This is a genomic window from Stenotrophomonas oahuensis, from assembly GCF_031834595.1.
Lineage (GTDB): Bacteria > Pseudomonadota > Gammaproteobacteria > Xanthomonadales > Xanthomonadaceae > Stenotrophomonas > Stenotrophomonas oahuensis.
Genome location: NZ_CP115541.1, coordinates 2,705,842 through 2,728,298, shown reverse-complemented (window position 1 = coordinate 2,728,298; position 22,457 = coordinate 2,705,842). Strand labels below are relative to the sequence as shown.

The window sequence follows — 22,457 nt, the reverse complement described above, 5'->3', positions numbered from 1 at the left end:
GGGGTCCTTTTGCGCTTGGTTCGGTTGTTACGGGTGGTTCGGTTTTTCCGGGCAGCCGGGCAAGCCCGGCTCTACGGGGCATTCCCGGCGATTCATTCGGCCGGGTGCGTTCGGCAGTCGGGTGCCCGAGCATGTCCGGCGTTTTGAGCGGCCCGGGCATGCGTGGGAGCACGTCGTACAGGATACAGGGATGCGATGTGTCAGTCGTTGCGGCCCAGCGCGCGCATCAGGCCGCGGGCTTTGGCGCGGGTTTCGTCGAGTTCCTTGGCGGGATCTGAATCGACGACGATGCCGGCACCGGTGCGGAAGGCGGCGTGGGGGCCGTTTACTTCGGCAGTGCGGATGAGGATGTTCAGGTCGAGGTCGCCGTCACGGTTCAGCCAGCCGAATGCGCCGGTGTAGGCACCGCGCGCGGTCTGCTCGAGCTCGGCGATGATCTGCATGCAGCGCACCTTGGGGCAGCCGGTGATGGTGCCGCCGGGGAAGGTGGCGGCAATCACCTGCCCGGGCGTGGTGCCGGGCAGCAGGCGGCCGCGCACGTTGCTGACGATGTGGTGTACGTGCGCATAGCTTTCCACGCTCATCAGTTCATCCACTTCGACGCTGCCGGGGCTGCAGATGCGGCCGAGGTCGTTGCGCTCCAGATCAATGAGCATCACGTGCTCGGCGCGCTCCTTGGGGTGGCCGACCAGCTCGCGGATGCGCTCGGCATCGTCGTCGCCTTCAAAGCGCGGGCGGGTGCCGGCGATGGGGCGGGTCTGCACGTCGTCGCCGTGCACGGACACGAGGCGCTCGGGCGAGGAGCTGACCACCGCCCTGCCCTGCGCGATGAACAGGCCGGCAAACGGTGCGGGATTGGCGACCCGCAGCTGGGCGTACAGGGCGTGCGGATCCAGAGCTTCGCTGAACTGCGCGACCCAGCGGCGCGACAGGTTCACCTGGAACACGTCGCCGGCGCGTAGATAGTCGATGACCTTTTCCACGCCGTCGGTAAAGCGCGCAGGGGCGTCTTCGTCCATCCGCTGCGGCGGCTGCCAGGCCGGCAGCGCGGGCTGCGCCTGGGCGGCCTGCAGGTCGGTCAGCAGGGTGTCCAGCAGCGCCTCGCTGCCGGTTTCGCACACGGCGTGGTACTGGCCCAGCACGCGGTCGTGCAGCACGCCTGCAGGGCAGCGCAGAGCCAAGGCGGACGGCAGGCCGTCGGCGCGGGTGGGCAGCGCCAGCACGGTTTCAATCTGCCCGGCCAGCTCGTAGTCGAGCATCAGCGCCCAGCCGCCACGGAATGGCAATCCGGTTTCTTCGCGCGGCAGGCGGGTGGCCTGCCAGTGGGCGTCGAGGACCTGCAGGAAGCGGCCTGCTTGGGCGGTGCCGGATTCGTCGCGGACCACGCCGTCGGCATGCAGGGCCAGCGAGGGGCCGCTGGCCATGAGCAGCAGGTCCCAGCGGCCCTGGGCGGTGCCGGACGCGGTGGATTCCATCAGCAGCGGGTAGCGGTCGGGGGCCACGCGTTGCAGGGATGGGAGGTCGGTGGTCGACGGTAGCGGGCGGGTTTGGAACATGGGAAGGACCGTGGATGCGCGAAGGCCAGATGCACCAAGGCCGCCCAAAAAGGCGGCCCGGGTGTGGTGAGACACGTTACGCGGAAAACCTCAGACGCGCTTGAACACCAGCGTGCCGTTGGTGCCGCCGAAGCCGAAGCCGTTCGACATGACCACGTCGACGGTCGCTTCGCGGGCCACGTTCGGCACGTAGTCCAGGTCGCAGCCTTCGCCCGGCTGTTCCAGGTTGATGGTCGGCGGAATGATGTTGTCGCGGATGGCGAGCACCGAGAAGATGGCTTCCACGCCGCCGGCAGCGCCGAGCAGGTGGCCGGTCATGCTCTTGGTGGAGCTGACCATCATCTTGTAGGCGTGGTCGCCAAAAGCGGTCTTCATGGCCATGGTTTCGCCCAGGTCGCCCAGCGGCGTGGAGGTGCCGTGTGCGTTGAGGTAACCGACCTGGTCCGGGGTGACGCCGGCGTCCTTCAGTGCCATCGTCATGCAGCGCGCGGCACCTTCACCGTTCTCGCTGGGCGCGGTCATGTGGTACGCGTCGGAGCTGGCACCGAAGCCGGCGAGCTCGCAGTAGATCTTCGCGCCACGCGCCTTGGCGTGTTCGTACTCTTCCAGAATCAGGATGCCGGCACCGTCACCCAGCACGAAGCCGTCGCGGTCCTTGTCCCACGGGCGCGAAGCCTGTTCCGGGGCATCGTTGCGGGTGCTCATGGCCTTCATCGCGCAGAAGCCGCCCAGGGCGGTCGGCGACGAGCCACGCTCGGCACCGCCGACCACCATCACGTCCGCATCGCCGTACTGGATCATGCGCATGGCGGTGCCGATGGAATGATTCGAGGTGGCGCAGGCCGACACGGCGGAGAAGGACGGACCCTTCAGGCCGGTGATGATGCTCAGCTGGCCCGGCAGCATGTTGATGATGGTCTTGGGCACATAGAAGGGCGAGATCTTCTTGCCCTCATGGAATTCGATGGTCTGCTCTTCAATGCCGAGCAGGCCGCCGATGCCGGCACCGACGATCGCGCCGATGCGCTCGGCATTGGCGTCGGTGATCTCCAGGCCGGAATCGTGCAGGGCCATGAACGAAGCGCCCAGGCCGTAATGAATGAACGGGTCCATCTTCTTGGCATCTTTGCCGCTGACCCGGAATTTGCCGAACTGTTCGTTGTCGGCGGTGATGTCAAAGCCCTTGACCTCACCTGCAATCTTGGTGGTGAAACGCTCCAGGTAGGCGTCTGAAACATTGGTCAGCGGACCGATGCCGGAACGGCCTTCGGTAATGCCCTTCCAACTGGTGGCCAGATCATTGCCCAACGGCGAGACCATGCCCATGCCGGTAACGACGACGCGACGCTTCATTTCAGATTCTCCTGACGCTTACAAATACACAGGGCCGCAAGTGCGGCCCCATGGGGGTGCCGTTGCGCGTGGTGGAAAACCACACACGCGCATCAGCCGGCTGACATCAGGCCTTGACGTGGGCCTTGATGTAGTCGATGGCAGCCTGCACGGTGCTGATCTTTTCGGCTTCTTCGTCCGGGATCTCGCACTCGAATTCTTCTTCCAGCGCCATCACCAGCTCAACGGTGTCCAGCGAGTCAGCGCCCAGGTCATCGACGAACGATGCGCTGTTGGTGACTTCTTCTTCCTTGACGCCAAGCTGTTCGACGACGATTTTCTTGACGCGTTCTTCGATGGTGCTCATTGGATATCGCTCCAGATGGAGTAGTGGTTCAAAGTATTGCCATCAGGGAGTGATGGCCGTGGGATAGTGTAGTGGAAACCGCGTGGCCCATGCATTTGCAGCAAAAGGCCAAATGGATCAACCACTTGCGGCGCAGTCCCTGCGCCACATGCTTACGGCATGTACATGCCGCCGTTCACATGGAGGGTTTCGCCGGTGATGTAGCTGGCCGAAGGGCCGGCCAGGAACGCCACCGCGTTGGCGATATCAGCCGGCTCGCCGAGGCGTTCCAGCGCGATGCTTTTGACCAGACCGGTGCGCTGCTCTTCCGGCAGGGCCTTGGTCATGTCGGTGTCGATGAAGCCGGGGGCGACCACATTGACGGTGATGTTGCGCGAACCGATTTCCTTGGCCAGCGACTTGGAGAAAGCAATGATGCCGGCCTTGGCGGCGGCGTAATTGGCCTGCCCGGCGTTGCCGGTGACACCGATCACCGAAGCGATGTTGATGATGCGGCCCTTGCGCGCCTTCATCATGCCGCGCATCACCGCCTTGGAGGTGCGATACACGCTGGTCAGGTTGGTGTCGAGAATGGCCTGCCAGTCCTCTTCCTTCATGCGCATCAGCAGGTTGTCGCGGGTGATGCCGGCATTGTTGACGAGGATGGAGATCGGGCCGAATTCCTTGGTGATGGCATCCAGCACGGCTTCAAGCGCAGCGGCGTCGGTGACGTTCAGCGCACGGCCGTGGCCACCCAGTGCGGCCAGACGCTCGCCAATCGCGGCCGCGCCGGATTCGGTGGTGGCGGTGCCGATGACCGTGGCACCCTGGGCGGCCAGCGTGTCGGCAATGGCCGCACCGATGCCACGGCTGGCGCCGGTGACCAGTGCGATTTCACCCTGCAGGGGCTTGCTCATGAATCTGTTTCCTTGAAAGACGTGGGGCTCAGGCGGCCCAGGTTTCGCGAGCGGTTTCAAAGTCGGCCGGGGTGGACAGGGTACGTGCGTCAAGGCCCTTGTCGATGCGCTTGATCAATCCAGTGAGCACCTTGCCGGGGCCGCACTCGGCCACGCGGGTGACGCCACGGGCGGCCAGCGCCTGCACGCAGCCGGTCCACTGCACCGGCTGGTACAGCTGCTGCACCAGGGCCTGGCGGATGGCGTCCACGCCGTCATGCACGCGCGCGTCCACGTTCTGCACCACCGGCAGCGCCGGAGCCTGCCACTGCAGGCCGGCCATGGTTTCGGCCAGGCGGTTGGCGGCTTCGCGCATCAGCGGGGTGTGCGAGGGCACGCTGACGGCCAGCTTGACCGCCTTGCGCACGCCCTTCTCGGCCAGCAGCGCCAGCGCGCGGTCAACCGCCGCGGCGTCGCCGCCGATCACGATCTGGCCGGGCGAGTTGTAGTTGGCGGGCACCACGACCTGGCTGCCGGCAGCCTGTTCACAGACTTCCAGCACCAGCGCGTCTTCAGCACCCAGCACGGCGGCCATGGCACCGACGCCGGCCGGGGCCGCGTCCTGCATCAGCTGACCGCGCAGGCGCACCAGGTGGGCACCGTCGCGCAGGGTCAGCGCACCGGCGGCCACCAGCGCGGTGTACTCGCCCAGGCTGTGGCCGGCCAGCACGGCCGGCTGGGCACCACCGACCGCCTGCCACGCACGCCACACGCCAATGCTGGCGGCCAGCAGCGCAGGCTGGGTGTACTCGGTGCGGTTGAGCATTTCTTCCGGACCGCCCTGGGACAGGGCCCAGAGGTCCACGCCGGCACCGTCAGAGGCTTCGGTGAAGGCTTCACGAACCTGCGGGTGCAGTTCGGAGAGCTCGGCCAGCATGCCCAGCGACTGGGAGCCCTGGCCGGGGAACACGAAAGCGAGAGTGGAATCGGTCACGCGGGGGTCCGCCTGCAAAAATCGAACGGCGAATGATAAGGGGGTTTAGCCGCCTTCGTCTGTACTGGCGCGTATGTGGACGGTCAGACGAACAGCTGCAGGACGTCCAGTTCGCCGTCGGCGAAGAAGTCCACGCAGATGGCCAGCAGCATCACCATGCCCAGCGTGGTGGCCCCGTGCACGATCAGAATGGCGTGGGCCAGCGCGCGCGCCGACCGTCCCATTTTCAGGCTGTAGCGGGCCAACCGCTGCAGCCGGCCGGAAACCGCGTGAGCGTGTGCCAGCACCGGGCTGTCCACCCCGTCCATGGCCTGGGCCATCAGTTCCTGCAGGCGCTCGGGCCGATGCTCGTAATACTTGGCCACGCCGTAGCCGAACATCAGCCAGTCGCGGGCCTGGGCCTGGGCCAGGTCCATTACTTCCAGCGGGTCTTCCTCGAAGTCGATGAAGCCGATGTTCTGCCCGTCCCAGGTCAGGTTGCGCGGCAGGGGCTGGCCGAAATAGGCCCCGCTGCGGTGGGCGGCAGCAATGGCCTGCATGGCCGCAGCCACCAGGACGTCGCGGCCGGCATCGTCGGCCTGTCGCAGGCAGGTATTGAACGAGCTGCCGTTGTCGCCCAGCACCAGCGCGGCATGGCCGCTGCCGATCACGTGCGGCACATTGACGCCCTGGGCCAGCAGTTCGGCGAGGCGACGCGCTTCGGTTTCGCGGGCAGCATCACCTCCCCGGTGCGGCGGCGGACGCAGCGCGTCCAGCTGGAAGCGGTTGGCGATGAAGCGCAGCAGGCCCAGCGCGACGGCGCGACTGCCTTCGCCGTACTGCTTCAACCAGGCGCGCTGCCCTTCAATGACAATGGGCTCGACCATGCGATGTCTCCAGAAATGCGAACGGCCCCAAACGGGGCCGAATCGAAGGCCGCACGACCAACGGTCGTGCGCCACCGGCGCGGGTAGGTGTCGACCGTTGGTCGACACGCCGTCTTAACGCATTAATAACGCAGCAGAGCCGAACCCCACGTGAAGCCGCCACCGAAGGCTTCCAGCAGCAGCAGCTGACCGCGCTGCACGCGGCCGGAGCGCACCGCGGCGTCCAGCGCCAGCGGCACCGAGGCCGACGAGGTATTGCCGTGCTTGTCGACGGTGACCACCACCTGGTCCATGGACATGTCCAGGCGCTTGGCAGTGGCTTCAATGATGCGCAGGTTGGCCTGGTGCGGAATCAGCCAGTCCAGGTCGCTCTTGTCCAGGCCGTTGGCATCCAGAGTTTCGTCCACGACCGAGTCCAGCGCCTTGACGGCGTACTTGAAGACGTCGTTGCCCTTCATCAGGATCGCGCCGCGGGCGTTTTCACCCTCGCCGAAGCCGCTGGAAACACCAACCGGGTTCCACAGCAGTTCCTTCTTGCTGCCATCGGAATGCAGGTGGGTACTGAGAATGCCGGTGTCTTCATCGGCCTTCAGCACCACTGCGCCCGCGCCGTCGCCGAACAGCACGCAGGTGGTGCGGTCGTTCCAGTCAACAATACGGGTCAGGGTTTCCGCACCGATCACCAGCACATGGCGGGCGTCACCGGAACGGATGAATTTGTCAGCCACGCTCAGCGCGAACACGAAGCCCGAGCAGGCAGCGTTCACATCAAAGGCAGGGCAACCGCTCGCACCGAGCTTGGCCTGGATCAGGCACGCGGTGGACGGGAAAATCAGATCAGGGGTGGTCGTACCCACCACGATCATGTCGAGCTGCGAGGCCTCGATACCGGCGGCCTCCAACGCACGCACCGCGGCGTGGTAGCCGAGGTCGCTGGTGGTTTCGCTGTCGGCGGCAATGTGCCGTTCGCGAATACCGGTGCGCGTTTGAATCCACTCATCGCTGGTGTCGACCAATTTCTCCAGATCCTGGTTGGTCAGCACTTTTTCGGGCAAATAACTACCGGTGCCCGCGATCCTCGAGTAGATCCGCTTGCTCATTGCAATTCCTGAAACGCGGCCGCAACGCGGCCTGGAAGAAAGGGCAAAGGCCGCCGCCCGACCGGGCAGCGGCCTTCACACTGATCAATCTTCTTCGACGACCGAGTTCGACTTGGTCGTGATCACCTTCTTGCCACGGTAGAAACCGTCAGCAGTGATGTGGTGACGCAGATGCACTTCGCCGGTGGTCGGGTCGGTCGACAGCTGCTTGGCGCTCAGGGCGTCATGCGAACGGCGCTGGCCGCGGCGGGACGGGGTAACACGGGATTTCTGCACAGCCATGGGATTGCTCCAAACTCGGTTCGTTTTGCTTCGTCGTTTCGTCGCACAGGACGCCAGCGCCCAGCACAGTCTTCGCTTTCGCCGCAGCCGCCGACGACAACCGGCTGCTATTGTTTCTTCAGCGCCGCCAACGCCGCGAACGGATTGGCCTTGCTTGTTTCTTCTTCGGTCGGTGCCCAGTCACGGTCAACCGCTTCACCATCGGGCGACAGCGGCACCACCGGGACAGCCAGGACCAGTTCGTCCTCGACCAGGTCCAGCGGACGCAGTTCGCCATCCTCGGGCACCAGCAGCGCTTCGTACTCTTCCGGCAGCGAAGCTTCTTCAGCTTCGTCGCGGACCAGGCCAAGACGCTGCACCACATTCACCGGCAACAGGAATCGCTGCATGCTGCGCTGACAGGTCAGCGGCAGCTCGGTGGAGAGAGTCAGTTCCACATAGGATACCCGCACGATCTCATCGCGAGCGAATTCCAGTGCATAGGTGCACGTTCCTTCGGTATCGGCAACAAGGCCTTGCAGGCGGGTCAGGTCAGCCAGGTTGACCTGGCCTTCGAAGCGCCTGCGCGCTGCGACCATCTTCCAGGCATCCAGCAATTCGGGCACGTTCGCGGACATAAGCCGCTGAATGTTAAGGACCGCGATAGCGGTTGTCAAATGCCCGGGCTGCCGGGCCCGTGTGGGATAGGATTATCGCATGAACCCGCTGCTGCTTGCCTCTACCTCCCGATACCGCCGCGAACTGCTGGAACGCCTGGGCCTGCCCCTGGAAACAGCCCGCCCGGACGTGGACGAGACCCCTGCCCCGGGCGAAGCGCCCGCCGCGCTTGCGGTGCGCCTGGCCCGGGCCAAGGCGGCAGAGGTCGCCGTCCGCCACCCGGGCCGCTGGGTGATCGGGTCCGACCAGGTGGCGGAGCTGAACGGGGCCCCGCTGGGCAAGCCCGGCACGGTGGAGGCCGCCCAGGCCCAGCTGGCGGCGATGTCCGGCCAGTCGGTGGCCTTCCATACGGCGGTGAGCCTGCAGTGCGATGGACGGGTGCTGGAAGCCTGTGATTTGACCACGGTGCGATTCCGCGTCTTGCAGTCGGATGAGATTGCGCGCTACGTGGCCGCTGAAATGCCGTTGGACTGTGCGGGCAGCTTCAAGTGCGAGGGGCTGGGGATCACTTTGTTCGAGGCGATCGAGAATTCCGACCCGACCGCGCTGATCGGGTTGCCGTTGATCGCGGTGGCGCGGTTGCTGCGGGAAGCGGGTTACCTGTTGCCCTGATTTTCCGGCGTCATGACCAACGGTCATGACCTACCGTCCGACACGCCAGGTAGGTCACGACCGTTGGTCGTGACCCTCATCAACGCACGATGACCGCCTGCTCCTGCCAGGTTTCGACGCTGCCGTCATTGCCGTGCAGACGCAGCCCCAACCAATGTTTGCCAGGTGCCAACCCGGTCGTATCCAGCTGCGCATCAAAGCCAACATTCGGATGCTGCGGGTCGTTGGATATCTTCCAGAACCCGGTGATGTCATACGGACGACCATAGGTCACCGTGCCGGCAGGCTTTCCATCCAACAGCAGCTCGACCTTCGAAAGCCCCACCCCATCCTTGAACGCCCAGCCGCGCACTTCCACCGTGCCCTGCACCTGCGCGCCGAACTGCGGCGTGTCCATCCAGGCCATCGCCGGACTCACACACGGACCTTCAGCGCGCTGCGCCGGTAGCCGGAACAGCAGGAAGCGCTGATAGCCGTGATCCTGGCTGACCACGCGCGGCGGCGGCAACGGCCCCACCTGCTCGCACACCTGGTGGTAACGCTCCAGCAGGTCGCGATAGCGCTGGTCACTGGGCGACAGCACCAGCAGCAGCGGCGTGCCGCGCTCGCCCTGATGCAGCAGCCCCCACTGGACCAGCTGCGCGGTGCGGCCATGCTTGTCATTGAGCGGATGCGGCAGCACCTCAATGCGCGGGTCGCGCAGCTGGAAGCCCAGCTCGGCCCCAACCTTGAAGTTGCCGGCCAGCACGCGGGTGCCTTCCGGCATCTGCCGCAGCTCCTCGCGCACTACGTCGGCCAGCGGCTTCCAGCCGGCAAAATTGCGTGGGTAGTACTTGTCGCCAGCCAACTGCTCACGCAGCGCGGGCGTTGACGCCATCAGGTAGTAGCCGAAGGCCAGGGTCAGCCCGACCCCGGCCAGCCACCAGCCAGTGCGGCGCAGCCAGCGCGGCCAGCCATTGAGCACCACCGGCACCGCCACCAGCAGCGCCAGGTAGCCCGGCAAGGGCCAATGGAAGCTGATGCGCTCCACGTCGGTGAAGAAACCCAGCAGGAAGATCGCCACGGTGGACACCGCGCCGACCAGACCGAAGTAGCGCCACTGTGCACGCGCGCCGCCACCGGAACGGGTGCCGGCCAGCGCCACCTTCCACATCGCCACGCACAGAATGGGGGTCACCAGCACCGGCTGGATCACCAGGAACCACAGCCCGCTCCACTGGAAATCCCACGGGTGACGCTCCACCACCTGGAATTTGAGTCCTGCGTCATGGTTATCGGCATTCCACGCCAGCAGCGGCAGCCATGCAAGCACGCCCAGCGCCAGCGCCACCCACACGCGCGGATCGCGCAGCATGCGCCGGCCCTGTGGCAACACCAGCAGCGCGATCAGGCCCACCCCGATCACGCCGATGAAACGGTAGTGGCTGAGTGCACCGATCATCAGGCCGAGCGCAAGCTTCATCGCGGCGGCCGCATCCACACTCCGCAGCAGCCGCGCACCGGCATCCAGACACAGCACGGCGGCCAGCGCCATCGGCACGTCGGGTACGGCCAGCATGCCCAGCGTGGCAGAAAGGGGCATCAACAAAGTGAGACTGCCGGCCTGCCAGCCCGCCACCGCACCGAACCAGCGCGTGGCAATGCGCGAGACCATCCACGGCAGCACGGCACCGATGGCCAGGAACGGCAGACGCACCGCCAGCACATGTGCGCCCCCCAACTCCACGCCCAGACGGGTGAGCCAGGCGGTCAACCCGGGCAGGTCCGAGTAGGCCATGGCCAGGTGCTGACCTTCCTGCCAGTAGAACGCTTCGTCCACGAACAAGGGCAGACGCGCTGCAATCACCAGCTTTACCGCGGTGATCAACGTCCACAACGTCAAAAAAATGGTGCGTGCGCGTTGTTCGCCCTGCATTGGCCTATAGAATCGAGAGGATCGACGACACGAGACGAACATGGAATCTTCGCCCCACGTGCCCGCCATGCTAACCGATGTAGTGCGACAGGCTCTTCGCAACGCGCAGGACCAGGTCAACGGCCTGGTGCTTGGCAAATCCCATGAGGTGCGGCTGGCCTTCGTGGCCCTGCTGTCCGGTGGCCACCTGCTGATCGAGGACCTGCCCGGCCTGGGCAAGACCACCCTGGCCCATGCCATGGCGTCCAGCCTGGGGCTGGGCTTCCAGCGCGTGCAGTTCACCTCCGACCTGCTGCCGGCCGATGTGCTCGGCGTTTCGGTGTACGAAGCGGCCAGCCGCCAGTTCCAGTTCCACCCCGGCCCGGTGTTCACCAACGTGCTGTTGGCCGATGAAATCAACCGCGCGCCGCCGCGTACGCAGAGCGCGCTGCTGGAGGCGATGGCCGAACAGCAGGTCACCCTGGACGGGGTGACCCATGCCCTGCCCGACCCGTTCTTCGTGATCGCCACGCAGAACCCGGTGGATCTTTCCGGTACCTTCCCGCTGCCCGATTCGCAGCTGGACCGTTTCCTGCTGCGCCTGGCGCTTGGCTACCCGAACCCAGAATCGGAACGCGAACTGCTGCGCGGCACCGACCGCCGCCACCTGATCGCACAGACCTCCGCCGCGCTCACTGAAGCGCAGGTGCGCACGCTGCGCGAGGCCGTGGGCCAGGTGCACGCCAGCGAAGCGCTCATTACCTATGTGCAGGCGCTGCTGGCGCGCAGCCGCCAGCACACCGGCGTGCGCGTGGGGCTGTCCCCGCGCGCGGGCCTGGCCCTGCTGCGCGCGGCCAAGGCGCATGCGCTGCTGCTGGGCCGCACCCATGTGGTGCCCGAAGACGTGCAGACCCTGTTCGTCGCAGTGGCCGGACACCGGCTGGTGCCGGAAGCCGAAGCCGGCAACGGTCCGGCGCTGGCCCGCGCGATCCTGCAGACGGTTCCGGTGGACTGACATGCAGCGCGGCTGGGGAGACCGCATCATCCAGAAGATGGCACGGCCACGACGGCAGGAAACCCTGCCGCAGCGGCTGCATCGCCGCCGCATCTATGTGCTGCCCACGCGCTTCGGGCTGTTCGTCACGGTGCTGCTGCTGGCCATGCTGCTGGGCGCGCTGAACTACAACAACAATCCGGCCCTGCTGCTGGCCCTGCTGCTGACCACGGTGGCAGTGGCCAGCATGTTCGCCGCGCATCTGCAGCTTTCAGGCCTGCGCGTGGATGCCATTTCGGCCGAGCCGGTGGTGGCGGGCACGCAGCTGCGCCTGCGCGTGAGTCTTTCGCGCAACGACACGCGGCCGCGCCGTGGCCTGCTTCTGCAGCATGCCGAGGCACGCGCGCATGGCCATCTGGTGGACAGCGACCAGGTGGAAGTGGATCTGGACCTGCCCACCCAGCAGCGTGGCTGGCTGGATCTGGAGCGCATCCGCATCTCCACCACGCAGCCGCTGGGGCTGGTCCGCGCATGGGCCTGGGTGTGGCCGGATACGCCGTTGCTGGTGTATGCCACTCCCGAATTGCACGCCCCTGCCCTGCCCGACGGTGCGGGCGATCCACTGCATACCCGCGTGCATCCCAGTGGCGAGGAGCTGCACCAGCTGCGCCCTTACCGTGCTGGCGATCCCCAGCGCAGCATTGCCTGGAAGCATTCGGCGCGCCGCGACACCCTGCTGGTGCGCGAGTATGAAAAACCGATGGGCGTGGATGTGCTGCTGGACTGGTGGCAGTTGAAGTCACTTCCCACCGAAACCCGCATTGCGCGGCTGGCGCGCTGGGTGGACCTGGCCGAGCGCGAGGGACGCCGCTACACCTTGAAGCTTCCCGGCCAACCGGTGCTGGGTCCAGGCCAGGGCAGCAGCCATCATCACCTCTGCCAACGCGCACTGGCGCTGATGCCCCATGACTGAGCACGCCTCCCACATTCTGAGTGCCGAGGCACGACGCTGGACCCTGCTCAGCGCAGCGCTTTCGCTGCTGCCGCTGTTGCTGTTGCTGCCGCCGCTGCTGGGGGGCGTGTTCGCCGTGGTGGCCCTGATCACCGCGCTGCTGGCCGGACAACGCGTCCTGCCCGGGCCGGTGCGCCTGCTGCTGGTGCTGGGCATGCTGGCCGGCATCTACTGGCAGATGGGCGCACGTCCTGGTCGTGATACCGGTTGTGCCCTGCTGGCGGCGATGCTGGCGCTGAAGTCCAGTGAGCTGCGCACCCTGCGCGACGCGCGCAGCTTGCTGGGGTTTGCATTGTTCGCGCCATTCTCGGCCTTCCTGCTGGACCAGGGCCCGACCACGATGGTGCTGGCGGTGCTGGCGGCATTGAGCGCGCTGATCACGCTGCAGCGCCTTGCCCAGGCCGAAGGCGAAGCGCCCAGCCCGGCACTGGGCGGGCAGCTGCGCGGCGTGGGTCGGCTGGTGGCACTGGGACTGCCATTGGCGTTGATCGCGTTCTGGTTGTTCCCGCGCCTGAGCGAGCCGCTGTGGGGCCTGCCTGACCGCGCGGTAGGCAAGCCGGGGCTGTCGGACCGCATGGAGCCGGACCGGTGGCTGGACCTGATGGCAGATGACACGCCAGCGATGCGGGTGACCTTCAACGGCGCAATACCGGCTCCCGAACAACGCTATTGGCGGGGGCCTGTGCTGACCCGGTTCGACGGCAGGGTGTGGGAACTGGATCGCCAGGCCCAATATGCGGAGCCTCCGCAGGTCACCCGTGGCGCGCCGCGCTGGGACTACCAGATCGACTACGAACCCACCGATCGCCGCCAGCTGGTGGCGCTGGACCTGCCGTTGCAGGCTCCGGACGGCACCCACCTGGACGCGAACTACAGCCTGCGCAGCAACGCCCCGCTGGCCGCGCTGACCCGCTGGCGGTTGCAGTCCTCGCCCGCCGAACGTTACCTGCAGCCACTGAGCGATTCGCAACGCCGGCAGCTGCTGGCGCTGCCGCCGGACCTCAACCCCCGCACCGCCGCGCTGGCAGGGCAATGGCGGCGCGAGGCCGGCAGCAACGACGCCGCCATCGTCAATCGTGCGTTGGATTGGGTGCGATCAAGCTTTGCCTACACCCTGGATACCGAGCCGCCCGGCCGCGACTCGGTGGACGAGTTCCTGTTCGACCAGCAGGCTGGCTACTGCCAGCACTTCAGCTCTTCGTTCGTGGTGTTGATGCGCAACGCCGGCATTCCCGCCCGCGTGGTCACCGGCTTCGCCGGCGGCCAGCGCAACCTGTACGGTGATTACTGGGTGCTGCGCCGCATGGACGCCCACGCCTGGGCCGAGGTGTGGCTGCCACAGCGCGGCTGGGTGCGCGTGGACCCCACCGCAGCGGTGGCTCCAGAACGCATCTACGACACCCTGGAAGACCGCCTGAACGCCGGCGGTGCGGACGTGACCCTGGAGGGACGCTGGGCCCAGCTGGGGCAGATGACCGACTACCTGCGCCGGGGCTGGAACGACCTGGTACTCAGCTTCGACGCCACCCGCCAGCAGCAGCTGCTGCGCCCGCTCGGCATCGACCGGCTGGAACCGGCGCAGCTGGCGGCCATTTTCATTGCCTTCGCAGGCGGTGCGCTAGGCTGGATGGCGTGGGTGCTGGCCCGGGGCGAACGCGAGCGCGATCCGCTGCTGCGGGCCTGGCATCGAATGGGCCGGCGTTACGCGCGGCATGGCCTGGCCCGGGAACCGGCCGAAACCGCCACGGACTGGGCGCAGCGCGTCCACCACCAGCGTCCCGACCCGGCGCTGCTTTCACTCAGCCAGCGTTTCGTTCAGGCGCGCTACGCTGGCACTACGCTCGACCCATCACTTGTGCGTGACCTGCAGCGGCATCGTCCGTCCACCGGAGCATCCTCATGAACACCAAGCTTCTGCTTCCCCTTGCCGCCTCGCTGGCGCTGTCCGCCTGCGCCACCGCGCCGAAACCCCTGCAGGGCACCTTCAGCGTGGTCAGCCCGCGCGATTCGGTGGCCACCCAGCAGGTCGGCACGCCGGTGCGCTGGGGCGGTCGCATCATTGAAACCACGCCGGGGCAGGGCCAGACCTGCTTCCAGCTGCTGTCGCGCCCGCTCAACGGCACCGGCCGCCCGAATACCACCAGCAACGACGCGAGCGATGGCCGCTTCGTCGCCTGTCGCGCCGGCTTCTACGACCCGGCCGTGTTCGAAGCCGGCCGTGATGTGACCTTCATCGGCAAGATCGCCGGCTATGAGAACACCCGCATCGGCGACTACGACTACAAGCTGCCGAAGCTGGAGGCCGACGTGATCTACCTGTGGCCGGAACAGCGCCAGGTGGACGTGGTGCCGGTGTACCCCTACGGGCCGTGGGGACCGGGTTGGGGTCCGGGCTGGGGCTACCGCGGTTGGGGTTGGTGGTAACCGGCATCACGGCGCGTCATGTACCCACCAACGGTGGGTACCTACCGTCGCCGGGAACACAAAAAACCGCCCTTCGGGGCGGTTTTTTTGGGGTCATTTCCCGGGCGCGCCGAAATGTCCCAACGGCGCACCGGCCAACAGATGCATGTGGATGTGGAACACGGTCTGTCCGGCGTCTTCGCGGCAGTTCATGACGATGCGGTAGCCATCCTCGGCGAAGCCTTCCCGGCGCGCGTATCCGGCGGCGGCCAGGGCCAGCTTGCCGATCAGATGCGCCTGCTCGGCGGTCAGGTCATCCAGGGTCGGAATGATGTGGTTCTTGGGAATGAACAGCACATGCACCGGAGCCTGCGGCGCGATGTCCTTGAAGCCCAGCACTTCATCGTCCTCGTAGACGATGGTGGCGGGGATTTCGCGGCGGATGATCTTGGAGAACAGCGTTTCCTGGGTCATGGGTCACCAATGGGAAGTCAGGTTGCTTCGGTGCGGGTACCGAATGCATGCGAGAGCGTGCCGCGATCAACGTACTCCAGCTCACCGCCCAGCGGCAGGCCCTGGGCGAGACGACTGGGCCGCACGTTGTTCGCGCGGGCCAATTGCGCCAGGTAGTGCGCGGTGGCCTCGCCTTCCACAGTGGCGCTGGTGGCGATGATCAGCTCCTGCACTTCGCCCTGCTGCAACCGGGTGCCCAGCGCATCCAGCCCCAGTTCGCGCGGGCCAATGCCATCCAGCGGCGAAAGCCGCCCCTGCAGCACGTAGTAGACGCCGCGGAAACCGGTGGCGCTTTCAATTGCCAGCCGATCGGCCGGCGATTCCACCACGCACAGCTGAGCGCGCTCGCGACTGCTGTTGGCGCACACCGCGCACACCTCGGTTTCACTGAAATCGCGGCACTGGGTGCAATGGCCAATGCGTTCAATCGCCTTGGCCAGCACCTCGGCCAGCTTCTGCGCCCCTTCGCGTTCGCGCTCCAGCACGTGGTAGGCCATGCGCTGGGCGGTCTTCTGGCCGACGCCCGGCAGGATGCGGAATGCGTCGATCAGCTGTTCGAGCAGGGGCAGGCTCACGATTAGAACGGCAGCTTCATGCCCGGGGGCAGCTGCATGCCGGCCGTGGCCGAGCCCATGCGGGTCTTGGATTCGGCGTCGATCTTGTTGGAGGCATCGTTGAAGGCGGCCGCGACCAGATCCTCCAGCATTTCCGCGTCGCTGAGGATGGACGGGTCGATGCGCACCTTGCGGCACTCCTTGGCACCGGTGAGGGTGACGTTGACCATGCCGCCGCCGGCGCTGCCGGTCACTTCCAGCTTGGCCAGATCTTCCTGGGCCTTCTGCAGGTTTTCCTGCATCTTCTGGGCCTGTTGCATCAGTTGGGCGATGTTGCCGCGCATGATTCTTTACTCTTCAATGGGACGGATGGAATCGGCCACTACCCGCGCGCCGTGCTGTTGGATGAGCACCTGCACGTTGGGGTCGGCCAAGAAGGCGGTTTCGGCCGCCTGCTGACGTTCGCCGCGCTGGCGGTCCGAACGCTGGTGCAGCGTCTCGGCTTCGGCCTCGCCGTGCTCGATCACGATCCGCGGGGCAAGCCCCAGCGGTCCGGACAGTGCGTCGGTCAGGGCCGCCAACGAGCGGTCTGAACACAGGTACTCAAATCCGGGCGATACCGCCAGTTTCAAGACGCCGCGTTGAAAACTGATGAAGGCCGCGTGCGCGGCCAGCTGCCGCGAGGGGCCGCTGAGCTCGCTCTGCGCCACCAGCTGCAGCCAGGCATCGGCTGAATCCAAGGCCGCGCCTTCGCCAGGTGCTTGTTCAGCCACAGCGACTGGCGGAGCAGACACCGGTGCCGGCGCAATGGCGATGCCTTGCGGGCGCGCGGGCGCTGCGGCCGGACGTACGGGTTCTTCCCACGGCGGCACCATCGCCGCATCGGGACCTGCCATTTCGGCGGCCAGGACCTCGTCGCGGTCCTCTACCCCGCCCTGCGCCCACGGCGGTGGGTCGTTGGTGGGAGCCGGTTCAGGCGGTAATGACGGTTTCGGCGCGGTCTGCACCGGCGGTTCCGGTGCCTTCGGCTCGGCGACGGCCGGTGCGTCGGGGACCACTACAGGCGCTGGCGCAGCAAGCGGCGCTGCCACAGGGGCAGCGACCGACGCGGCGGCAATGCCGCCGCTAGCTACGTTTCCCGGGCCCGGAACCACCTCCGTGTCGTTGCCGGCATCGCGAGGAACGGGCGGCACCGCAGCGGCCGGGCGGAAGGCCAGCATGCGCAGCACGGCCATTTCAAAGCCCGCGCGCGGGCTCGGGGCCAGGAACAGGTCACGGCGGCCGCTCAGGGCCATCTGGTACCAGAGCTGCACCACTTCGGGGCGCAGGCGCTGGGCAAAGCCCACTGCATCGATGCCTTCGCCATCGGCGGCGGCACCGGGCACCAGTTGCTGCACCTGGATGCGGTGCAGGCCTTCGGCCAGCGCTTCCAGCACCCCGCTCCAGTCCGGCGAGAACTCGGCCAGCGCCGCCACCACCTGCAGCAGGCGCGCGCCGTCACCTTCGGCCAGCGCATCCAGCATGGCCGCGACCTGGGTGCGGTCGACCGTGCCCAGCATGGTGCGCACCACGTCGTCGCGCAGCGCGCCGCCGGCATACGCAATGGCCTGGTCCAGCAGCGACAGGCCGTCACGCAGACTGCCGTCGGCGGCCTTGGCCAACTGCACGATGGCGCTGGGGTCGGCTTCGATCTCCTCGGCCGCCAGGATGCGGGTCATCTGGCCCTGGATCTGCTCTTCGTCCAGGCGCTTCAGGTTGAACTGCAGGCAGCGCGACAGCACCGTCACCGGCAGCTTCTGCGGGTCGGTGGTGGCCAGCAGGAACTTCACGTGTTCAGGCGGCTCTTCCAGCGTCTTCAGCAGCGCGTTGAACGCCGCCTTGGACAGCATGTGCACTTCGTCGATCAGGTAGACCTTGAACTTGCCGCGCGAGGGCATGTACTGGGCGTTTTCGATGACCTCACGGACATCGTCCACACCGGTATTGGACGCGGCGTCGATTTCCAGCAGGTCGATGTAGCGGCCGGAATCGATGTCCAGGCAGGCCGGGCACTGGCCGCAGGGGTCAGCGCTGGTGCCTTGTTCGCAGTTCAGCGACTTGGCGAAAATACGCGCGATGGTGGTCTTGCCGACCCCGCGGGTACCGGTAAACAGGAACGCATGGTGCACCCGGCCGCTGTCCAGCGCATTGCTGAGCGCACGGACCACGTGTTCCTGGCCCACCAGCTCGGCAAAACGCTTCGGACGCCACTTGCGGGCAAGGACGAGATAGGACATCAGGCCACCGTCTTCATCGGGACGTCCATTGTGCCATGCCTGTCCAGCCCTCCCCGCCCTGCGTGAAGACGCTTGTGCCCGACGCATTCCCCGGCTAGAATCTGCGCCCCTGCAGCGGGTTTGCCGCAGGTCCGGAGAGGTGTCCGAGTGGTTGAAGGAGCACGCCTGGAAAGTGTGTAAGCGTCTAAACCGCGCTTCGGGGGTTCGAATCCCCCTCTCTCCGCCAGATCAATGAAGAAGCCGCCCACTGGGCGGCTTTTTTATTGGTCTGGCGGAGAGCTGGCGGACGAGACACCCGAACGGGGGTTCGACGGATTCGCCGGGAGCGAATCCGGACAGCCGAATGGCTGGCCCCTGCGCTCCGCGCAGGGGCGGGGCCCATGGATGGGCCCCGCAATCCCCGGAAAACGAAGCGGCCACCATGCATCCACATTCGACCACGTAGAGCCACGCCCTGCGTGGCTGCTCTTTGCTCGATCCCGGCACCACGAAGCCACGCAGGGCCTGGCTCTACGACACAATGCCTGCATGACCATATTCCGCCCTTACCACCACAACGACGCCGACCACTGCCTGCGCGTCTTCGACAGCAACACGCCGCGCTACTTCGGCCCGCATGAGCGCGATGGATTCGTCGGCTTCCTGCAGGAACCACAGCGCGCGCACGATTACGTTGTAGTGGAACGCGACGACCAGATCATCGCCTGCGGCGGCCTCGCCAGTCTGGATGAGGAAACCGCCGGCTTCGTCTGGGGCATGGTGGATCAAGGCCTGCATCGTCAGGGCGTCGGCAAGGCGCTCGCGTTGGCACGCATTGAACAGGCGCAGGCGATGGGCAAGCGGCGGGTGACGTTGAACACCAGCCAGCATGTACAGGCGTTCTATGCTGGCCTGGGGTTTGCCGTCGTCAATGTGGTTGCCGACGGCCATGGCCCGGGATTGGACGCAGTGGAAATGTCGCTGAACCTGCCACCTCACCGGTAGAGTCGCTCGCCAGACGACTGCCGATGACGGTGATCAGCACGGTAAGGCATGAATTCCAACGAAGCGCACCTTACCCAAATAGTGCATTCAATGCGGCATAGCTGGGCGGGGGTGCTGGCATGGCCAGCGTGTCGTCGAACATCGCGCGCGTCGCCGTCTCCACCGCACTCCATGCATGCGCATACAACGCCGGACCAGCACTGAGTCTCCGCACACCGGCGGCCAGCAGTTCTGCATGCGTGCCGATACCTGGCAGCCACATGACATTGAGGGGCAATGTGATGCCTGCCACCACGGCCGCGATATCGCCGGGCTCCTTCAACCCGGGTACGAACGCACCATCAGCACCCGCCGCGGCATACGCCTGCAGCCGCTCCACGGTCATGGCCACAGCGGCCTGCCCTTCGGCAAGGCCGCGCAGATACACATCGGTGCGCGCGTTGATGAAAAACGGGCGGCCCGCGAGCGCGGCGCGGATCGCGGCGATCTTGTCAGCCAGCAACGCAGGCGCACCGGTGCCGTCTTCGAGGTTGATGCCGACTACGCCGAGTTCGGCCAGCGAAACTGCCAACGCCGCCACCTGCTGCGGGTCGTCGCTGTAGCCGTCTTCGATATCGACGGTGATCGGGATCGATGTGGCATGCACGATTTCCGCAACACGCTGCAGCAATGAGATACGCGGCAAGGCGCTGCCGTCGGCGTAGCCGCAGGACCACGCCATCGCGGCGCTGGTGGTGCCGACGGCCTGCGCGCCCTGTTCCTGGGCGAGGCGGGCGCTGCCAGCGTCCCAGGCGTTGGGGAGGACCAGCAGGGCGTGGGCGGTGTGGAGTTCGGCGAAGCGGGCGTGCAGGTTGCTCATGTCCGGGGCCTCGGGGTGGGAAGCGTGAGTGTGCGCGCTTTCCACCCCGGTGGCTGGCCGGATTCGGACGGGAATAGTCCGGCAGGAGATCCGGCACCGCGAAGCCACGCAAGGCGTGGCTCTACGGGTTTGGCCCCAACGCCGTCAGGTGCTGGAGAGCTTCATCAGGACCAGGCCGCTGATGATCAGCACGGCGGCACCGATGCGCATGGCGGTGACCTGCTCGCCGAGGAACACGATGCCGACGATGAACGCGCCGACGGCGCCGATGCCGGTCCAGATGGTGTAGGCGGTGCCCAGCGGCAGGCTGCGCATGGCCAGGGCGAGCAGCCAGAAGCTGGCGGCCATCGCGGTGAACGTGATGAGCGAGGGGGTGAGCTTGCTGAAGCCCTCGGACTGCTTCATGGAAAACGCCCAGACGATCTCCAGAACGCCGGCAACGAGTAGATAGATCCAGGCCATGGTGGCCTCCTTTGATGGGGCCAGGCCGTCCTGGTCAGTGATACCCGTGATGGGGGAGGTCGTTCCTCCGTTTTTACGTGCAGCGGGGCAAGCCCCGCTCTACGTGGGGTGGATTCTAGCTAATGGGGAGAGCTGCCGGAAGTTGCGGTAGCTGGCAGGCTACAGAGGGTTCAGGGTTTTGTTTGTGATAGAATGGCGGACTGCACTTCGGTGCAACGTCTCTATGGCGGCCCCGTCGGCCCCTCGCGACGCTAGATCGAAAATCCCGCCAGGGCCGGAAGGCAGCAACGGTATCGATCGACGCGGGCGCCGAGGTCAGCCGGCGGGGCCGTCACCCGTTTCAGGGCCTGCTTTTTCAGGCGGTCGGGGTGGGTGCCGTCGGCACGGCCAGCGCCACGCATTCGCCGGGCACGGCCACGCGATGGCCGCGGGCGCGCAGCGACTCACCGTCGGCTTCGCTGGCGTAGTGGTACAGCATCATCCGTGCCTGCAGCTCAGGCGAATACTCGCGCTCAAGATCGTCCACGCCGGTGTGCGATGGATTGCCGTGCAGGCCGCAGTCGTGGGCGATCAGCTCGTTGTCGTTGGCGTAACGGGCGAGCATTTCCGGAATCGGCCGGGTATCGCCGCTCCATACCAGCGCGCCCTGCAGACGCAGGCCGTACGCGGTTTCCGGCCAATGGTGGCGCACCGGGAACACTTCCAGGCGCACGCCGTCGTGCCAGAAGGCGTCACCGACCACGATCAGCTGGAAGGCATCCCAGAAATTGGCTCCGCCTTCGGCCAGCACATTGGGGTAGTCCCCTACCCGCTTGTGCAGCAGCGGCACCACGGTGGCGGGCACATACAGACGGATCTTTCCGCGCCTTTGGGGCGAGAAATAAGCATCCACGAACAGGCGCTCGAAGCCGGCCACGTGATCCAGGTGCACATGGGTGACAAACAGCGCCTGTGGCATCTGCCCGTACTGGGCCAGATAGGCGGTCAGCCCTTCCCCGCCGCAGTCGATGGTCAGCCAGGGCGTGCCCCCGCGCTCGATCACCGCCATCGGCGAACCCAGCTGCACGGCCGACGCGCTGCCGACCCCCATGAAGCGCAAGGCCCAGTCCATCAGTAGCCCCGGTTCCAGGCCAGGTCGTAGGCGCGACGCAGGCGCGCGAAGTCTTTTTCCACTTCCTCATGGCTGCGCTCACCGCGCAGCTTGATCAGCGAACGGTGCAGGCGCTTGAGATTGCGCTCGCGCCACGCGGTGGCCGGAATGCGCTGCACGCCACGGTCGAAGTCGATCAGCCAGCCGTGGCCATTGGCGTCGAACAGGATGTTGTGGGCATTGAGGTCGGCGTGGTCCAGCCCGGCCCGGTGGAAACGGGCAATGAGCCGGCCGGTTTCTTCCCACGGAGCGCCGCGCCCGGCCACCAGCGCGCGGTCGGCCAGCGAGCGCACGCCTTCCAGGCGTTCCATCAGAATAGCGGCACGGTAACGCACCCCCTCGCGCATGTAGAACGCGGCAATCGGTCGCGGCACCGGCAGCTTCTGCGCGCGCAGCGCGCGCATCAGGCGGAACTCGGCGAAGCTGCGGGTGCGGTTGGCCCCGCGCCAGAGGTATTGATCACGGCTGAGCTTGGCGGCCAGGCCGCCGCGCAGATAGTGCCGCAGCACGCAATGACCGATGGGCGCGTCCACGAACCAGGCCCCGCCGCGGCCACCATCTCCCACGGGTCGCGCGCGCTCGCCCCAGTGCGCCGGAGCGAACAGGCTCATGTCGGCTTGCCGCAGGCGTTCGCGGTCGAACAGAATGGCACCCATACCGCGTCCATCGCGGCAGGGCGTCAGCGCTTCAGTGGCGTCGAATGCGACCATTCCTT

General features: G+C 66.5%; 24 protein-coding genes, 1 tRNA gene and 1 other RNA gene. 8 read left to right on the top strand and 18 right to left on the bottom strand.

Translation table 11 applies throughout. From position 1 onward, the window contains the following. Nucleotides 1–200: 200 nt before the first annotated feature. The 9 genes from PDM29_RS12105 to PDM29_RS12065 form a co-directional block, all read right to left on the bottom strand. Entirely contained in the window at nt 201–1,556 is a 1,356-nt protein-coding gene (locus PDM29_RS12105; RefSeq protein ID WP_311190372.1) for an aminodeoxychorismate synthase component I, read from the bottom strand. Between the two features lie 90 nt (nt 1,557–1,646). Continuing rightward, on the bottom strand, nt 1,647–2,909 hold the full coding sequence (gene fabF / locus PDM29_RS12100) for a beta-ketoacyl-ACP synthase II (RefSeq protein WP_125361352.1): 1,263 nt from the start codon (nt 2,907–2,909) through the stop codon (nt 1,647–1,649). Nucleotides 2,910–3,015: 106 nt separating this feature from the next. After that, nucleotides 3,016–3,255, bottom strand: coding sequence for an acyl carrier protein (gene acpP / locus PDM29_RS12095; protein WP_005415509.1), 240 nt, complete (start codon nt 3,253–3,255; stop codon nt 3,016–3,018). Between the two features lie 152 nt (nt 3,256–3,407). Further along, nucleotides 3,408–4,151 carry a 3-oxoacyl-ACP reductase FabG gene (fabG, locus tag PDM29_RS12090; RefSeq protein ID WP_311190371.1) on the bottom strand — a complete coding sequence of 248 codons (744 nt, stop codon included), beginning with the start codon at nt 4,149–4,151 and terminating at the stop codon, nt 3,408–3,410. Nucleotides 4,152–4,179: 28 nt separating this feature from the next. After that, on the bottom strand, nt 4,180–5,124 hold the full coding sequence (gene fabD / locus PDM29_RS12085; RefSeq protein ID WP_311190370.1) for an ACP S-malonyltransferase: 945 nt from the start codon (nt 5,122–5,124) through the stop codon (nt 4,180–4,182). An 83-nt stretch (nt 5,125–5,207) separates the two neighbouring features. Beyond that, nucleotides 5,208–5,990 (bottom strand): BUD32 family EKC/KEOPS complex subunit, encoded by a 783-nt coding sequence (locus PDM29_RS12080; RefSeq protein ID WP_311190369.1) that lies wholly within the window; start codon nt 5,988–5,990, stop codon nt 5,208–5,210. A 122-nt stretch (nt 5,991–6,112) separates the two neighbouring features. Beyond that, nucleotides 6,113–7,090: a beta-ketoacyl-ACP synthase III gene (locus PDM29_RS12075; RefSeq protein WP_311190368.1), complete on the bottom strand. Its 978-nt coding sequence runs from the start codon at nt 7,088–7,090 to the stop codon at nt 6,113–6,115. 84 nt (nt 7,091–7,174) lie between these two features. Further along, nucleotides 7,175–7,372, bottom strand: a complete 198-nt coding sequence (gene rpmF / locus PDM29_RS12070; RefSeq protein ID WP_311190367.1) for a 50S ribosomal protein L32 — start codon at nt 7,370–7,372, stop codon at nt 7,175–7,177. A gap of 107 nt (nt 7,373–7,479) precedes the next feature. Next, the gene (locus tag PDM29_RS12065; protein ID WP_311190366.1) at nt 7,480–7,989 is read right to left on the bottom strand and encodes a YceD family protein; all 510 of its coding nucleotides are present in this window, start codon (nt 7,987–7,989) and stop codon (nt 7,480–7,482) included. A gap of 79 nt (nt 7,990–8,068) precedes the next feature. Here PDM29_RS12065 and PDM29_RS12060 point away from each other — a divergent pair, with 79 nt between their 5' ends. After that, nucleotides 8,069–8,641 (top strand): Maf family protein, encoded by a 573-nt coding sequence (locus PDM29_RS12060; RefSeq protein ID WP_311190365.1) that lies wholly within the window; start codon nt 8,069–8,071, stop codon nt 8,639–8,641. Between the two features lie 79 nt (nt 8,642–8,720). On the opposite strand, the gene PDM29_RS12055 is transcribed toward PDM29_RS12060, so the two are convergent. Next, nucleotides 8,721–10,556 carry a glycosyltransferase family 39 protein gene (locus tag PDM29_RS12055; protein ID WP_311190364.1) on the bottom strand — a complete coding sequence of 612 codons (1,836 nt, stop codon included), beginning with the start codon at nt 10,554–10,556 and terminating at the stop codon, nt 8,721–8,723. A 40-nt stretch (nt 10,557–10,596) separates the two neighbouring features. Here PDM29_RS12055 and PDM29_RS12050 point away from each other — a divergent pair, with 40 nt between their 5' ends. Genes PDM29_RS12050 through PDM29_RS12035 form a run of 4 tightly spaced genes read left to right on the top strand, consistent with a single transcriptional unit; the run spans nt 10,597 to nt 14,965 of the window. Further along, entirely contained in the window at nt 10,597–11,550 is a 954-nt protein-coding gene (locus PDM29_RS12050; RefSeq protein ID WP_311190363.1) for an AAA family ATPase, read from the top strand. Nucleotide 11,551: 1 nt separating this feature from the next. Further along, nucleotides 11,552–12,502: a DUF58 domain-containing protein gene (locus tag PDM29_RS12045; protein ID WP_311190362.1), complete on the top strand. Its 951-nt coding sequence runs from the start codon at nt 11,552–11,554 to the stop codon at nt 12,500–12,502. Continuing rightward, nucleotides 12,495–14,444, top strand: coding sequence for a transglutaminase TgpA family protein (locus PDM29_RS12040; protein ID WP_311190361.1), 1,950 nt, complete (start codon nt 12,495–12,497; stop codon nt 14,442–14,444). Before PDM29_RS12045 ends, PDM29_RS12040 begins: the two co-directional genes overlap by 8 nt. After that, entirely contained in the window at nt 14,441–14,965 is a 525-nt protein-coding gene (locus PDM29_RS12035; protein ID WP_311190360.1) for a Slp family lipoprotein, read from the top strand. The genes PDM29_RS12040 and PDM29_RS12035 overlap by 4 nt, the downstream gene beginning before the upstream one ends. A gap of 93 nt (nt 14,966–15,058) precedes the next feature. Here PDM29_RS12035 and PDM29_RS12030 read toward each other — a convergent pair whose 3' ends face one another. From PDM29_RS12030 to dnaX, 4 genes are read right to left on the bottom strand one after another with little or no spacing between them, the layout of a single operon-like run. After that, entirely contained in the window at nt 15,059–15,418 is a 360-nt protein-coding gene (locus PDM29_RS12030; RefSeq protein WP_311190359.1) for a histidine triad nucleotide-binding protein, read from the bottom strand. Nucleotides 15,419–15,435: 17 nt separating this feature from the next. Next, nucleotides 15,436–16,032, bottom strand: a complete 597-nt coding sequence (recR, locus tag PDM29_RS12025) for a recombination mediator RecR (RefSeq protein WP_311190358.1) — start codon at nt 16,030–16,032, stop codon at nt 15,436–15,438. A gap of 2 nt (nt 16,033–16,034) precedes the next feature. Next, a complete protein-coding gene (locus PDM29_RS12020; RefSeq protein ID WP_282297310.1) occupies nt 16,035–16,355 on the bottom strand; it encodes a YbaB/EbfC family nucleoid-associated protein in 321 nt (106 codons plus the stop codon). A 6-nt stretch (nt 16,356–16,361) separates the two neighbouring features. After that, nucleotides 16,362–18,287, bottom strand: coding sequence for a DNA polymerase III subunit gamma/tau (dnaX, locus tag PDM29_RS12015; protein WP_311190357.1), 1,926 nt, complete (start codon nt 18,285–18,287; stop codon nt 16,362–16,364). Nucleotides 18,288–18,420: 133 nt separating this feature from the next. Here dnaX and PDM29_RS12010 point away from each other — a divergent pair. After that, nucleotides 18,421–18,513 (top strand) — tRNA-Ser (locus PDM29_RS12010). 302 nt (nt 18,514–18,815) lie between these two features. Then, nucleotides 18,816–19,271: a GNAT family N-acetyltransferase gene (locus PDM29_RS12005; RefSeq protein WP_311190356.1), complete on the top strand. Its 456-nt coding sequence runs from the start codon at nt 18,816–18,818 to the stop codon at nt 19,269–19,271. Nucleotides 19,272–19,341: 70 nt separating this feature from the next. On the opposite strand, the gene PDM29_RS12000 is transcribed toward PDM29_RS12005, so the two are convergent. Beyond that, nucleotides 19,342–20,130 (bottom strand): isocitrate lyase/PEP mutase family protein, encoded by a 789-nt coding sequence (locus PDM29_RS12000; protein ID WP_311190355.1) that lies wholly within the window; start codon nt 20,128–20,130, stop codon nt 19,342–19,344. 144 nt (nt 20,131–20,274) lie between these two features. Beyond that, a complete protein-coding gene (locus PDM29_RS11995) occupies nt 20,275–20,592 on the bottom strand; it encodes a DMT family transporter (RefSeq protein ID WP_311190354.1) in 318 nt (105 codons plus the stop codon). 232 nt (nt 20,593–20,824) lie between these two features. Here PDM29_RS11995 and ffs point away from each other — a divergent pair. Continuing rightward, an RNA gene (gene ffs / locus PDM29_RS11990) (signal recognition particle sRNA small type) lies at nt 20,825–20,921 on the top strand. A gap of 26 nt (nt 20,922–20,947) precedes the next feature. Here ffs and PDM29_RS11985 read toward each other — a convergent pair. Together PDM29_RS11985 and PDM29_RS11980 are read right to left on the bottom strand one after the other, a co-directional pair. Further along, the gene (locus tag PDM29_RS11985; protein ID WP_311190353.1) at nt 20,948–21,703 is read right to left on the bottom strand and encodes an MBL fold metallo-hydrolase; all 756 of its coding nucleotides are present in this window, start codon (nt 21,701–21,703) and stop codon (nt 20,948–20,950) included. Continuing rightward, the gene (locus tag PDM29_RS11980) at nt 21,703–22,452 is read right to left on the bottom strand and encodes a 3-deoxy-D-manno-octulosonic acid kinase (protein WP_311190352.1); all 750 of its coding nucleotides are present in this window, start codon (nt 22,450–22,452) and stop codon (nt 21,703–21,705) included. Before PDM29_RS11980 ends, PDM29_RS11985 begins: the two co-directional genes overlap by 1 nt. Between the last annotated feature and the right edge of the window lie 5 nt (nt 22,453–22,457).

Bases quoted from the DNA above. Each gene is read 5' to 3' on its own strand.
- rpmF (WP_311190367.1), bottom strand. From the start codon at position 7,372: ATGGCTGTGCAGAAATCCCGTGTTACCCCGTCCCGCCGCGGCCAGCGC.
- PDM29_RS12005 (WP_311190356.1), top strand. From the start codon at position 18,816: ATGACCATATTCCGCCCTTACCACCACAACGACGCCGACCACTGCCTG.
- PDM29_RS12000 (WP_311190355.1), bottom strand. From the start codon at position 20,130: ATGAGCAACCTGCACGCCCGCTTCGCCGAACTCCACACCGCCCACGCC.
- PDM29_RS11980 (WP_311190352.1), bottom strand. From the start codon at position 22,452: ATGGTCGCATTCGACGCCACTGAAGCGCTGACGCCCTGCCGCGATGGA.
- dnaX (WP_311190357.1), bottom strand. From the start codon at position 18,287: ATGTCCTATCTCGTCCTTGCCCGCAAGTGGCGTCCGAAGCGTTTTGCC.
- acpP (WP_005415509.1), bottom strand. From the start codon at position 3,255: ATGAGCACCATCGAAGAACGCGTCAAGAAAATCGTCGTCGAACAGCTT.
- PDM29_RS12030 (WP_311190359.1), bottom strand. From the start codon at position 15,418: ATGACCCAGGAAACGCTGTTCTCCAAGATCATCCGCCGCGAAATCCCC.
- PDM29_RS11995 (WP_311190354.1), bottom strand. From the start codon at position 20,592: ATGGCCTGGATCTATCTACTCGTTGCCGGCGTTCTGGAGATCGTCTGG.
- PDM29_RS12050 (WP_311190363.1), top strand. From the start codon at position 10,597: ATGGAATCTTCGCCCCACGTGCCCGCCATGCTAACCGATGTAGTGCGA.
- fabF (WP_125361352.1), bottom strand. From the start codon at position 2,909: ATGAAGCGTCGCGTCGTCGTTACCGGCATGGGCATGGTCTCGCCGTTG.
- PDM29_RS12065 (WP_311190366.1), bottom strand. From the start codon at position 7,989: ATGTCCGCGAACGTGCCCGAATTGCTGGATGCCTGGAAGATGGTCGCA.
- PDM29_RS12060 (WP_311190365.1), top strand. From the start codon at position 8,069: ATGAACCCGCTGCTGCTTGCCTCTACCTCCCGATACCGCCGCGAACTG.
- fabG (WP_311190371.1), bottom strand. From the start codon at position 4,151: ATGAGCAAGCCCCTGCAGGGTGAAATCGCACTGGTCACCGGCGCCAGC.
- PDM29_RS12040 (WP_311190361.1), top strand. From the start codon at position 12,495: ATGACTGAGCACGCCTCCCACATTCTGAGTGCCGAGGCACGACGCTGG.
- PDM29_RS12055 (WP_311190364.1), bottom strand. From the start codon at position 10,556: ATGCAGGGCGAACAACGCGCACGCACCATTTTTTTGACGTTGTGGACG.
- PDM29_RS12080 (WP_311190369.1), bottom strand. From the start codon at position 5,990: ATGGTCGAGCCCATTGTCATTGAAGGGCAGCGCGCCTGGTTGAAGCAG.
- PDM29_RS12045 (WP_311190362.1), top strand. From the start codon at position 11,552: ATGCAGCGCGGCTGGGGAGACCGCATCATCCAGAAGATGGCACGGCCA.
- PDM29_RS12075 (WP_311190368.1), bottom strand. From the start codon at position 7,090: ATGAGCAAGCGGATCTACTCGAGGATCGCGGGCACCGGTAGTTATTTG.
- PDM29_RS12020 (WP_282297310.1), bottom strand. From the start codon at position 16,355: ATGCGCGGCAACATCGCCCAACTGATGCAACAGGCCCAGAAGATGCAG.
- PDM29_RS12035 (WP_311190360.1), top strand. From the start codon at position 14,441: ATGAACACCAAGCTTCTGCTTCCCCTTGCCGCCTCGCTGGCGCTGTCC.
- PDM29_RS11985 (WP_311190353.1), bottom strand. From the start codon at position 21,703: ATGGACTGGGCCTTGCGCTTCATGGGGGTCGGCAGCGCGTCGGCCGTG.
- PDM29_RS12105 (WP_311190372.1), bottom strand. From the start codon at position 1,556: ATGTTCCAAACCCGCCCGCTACCGTCGACCACCGACCTCCCATCCCTG.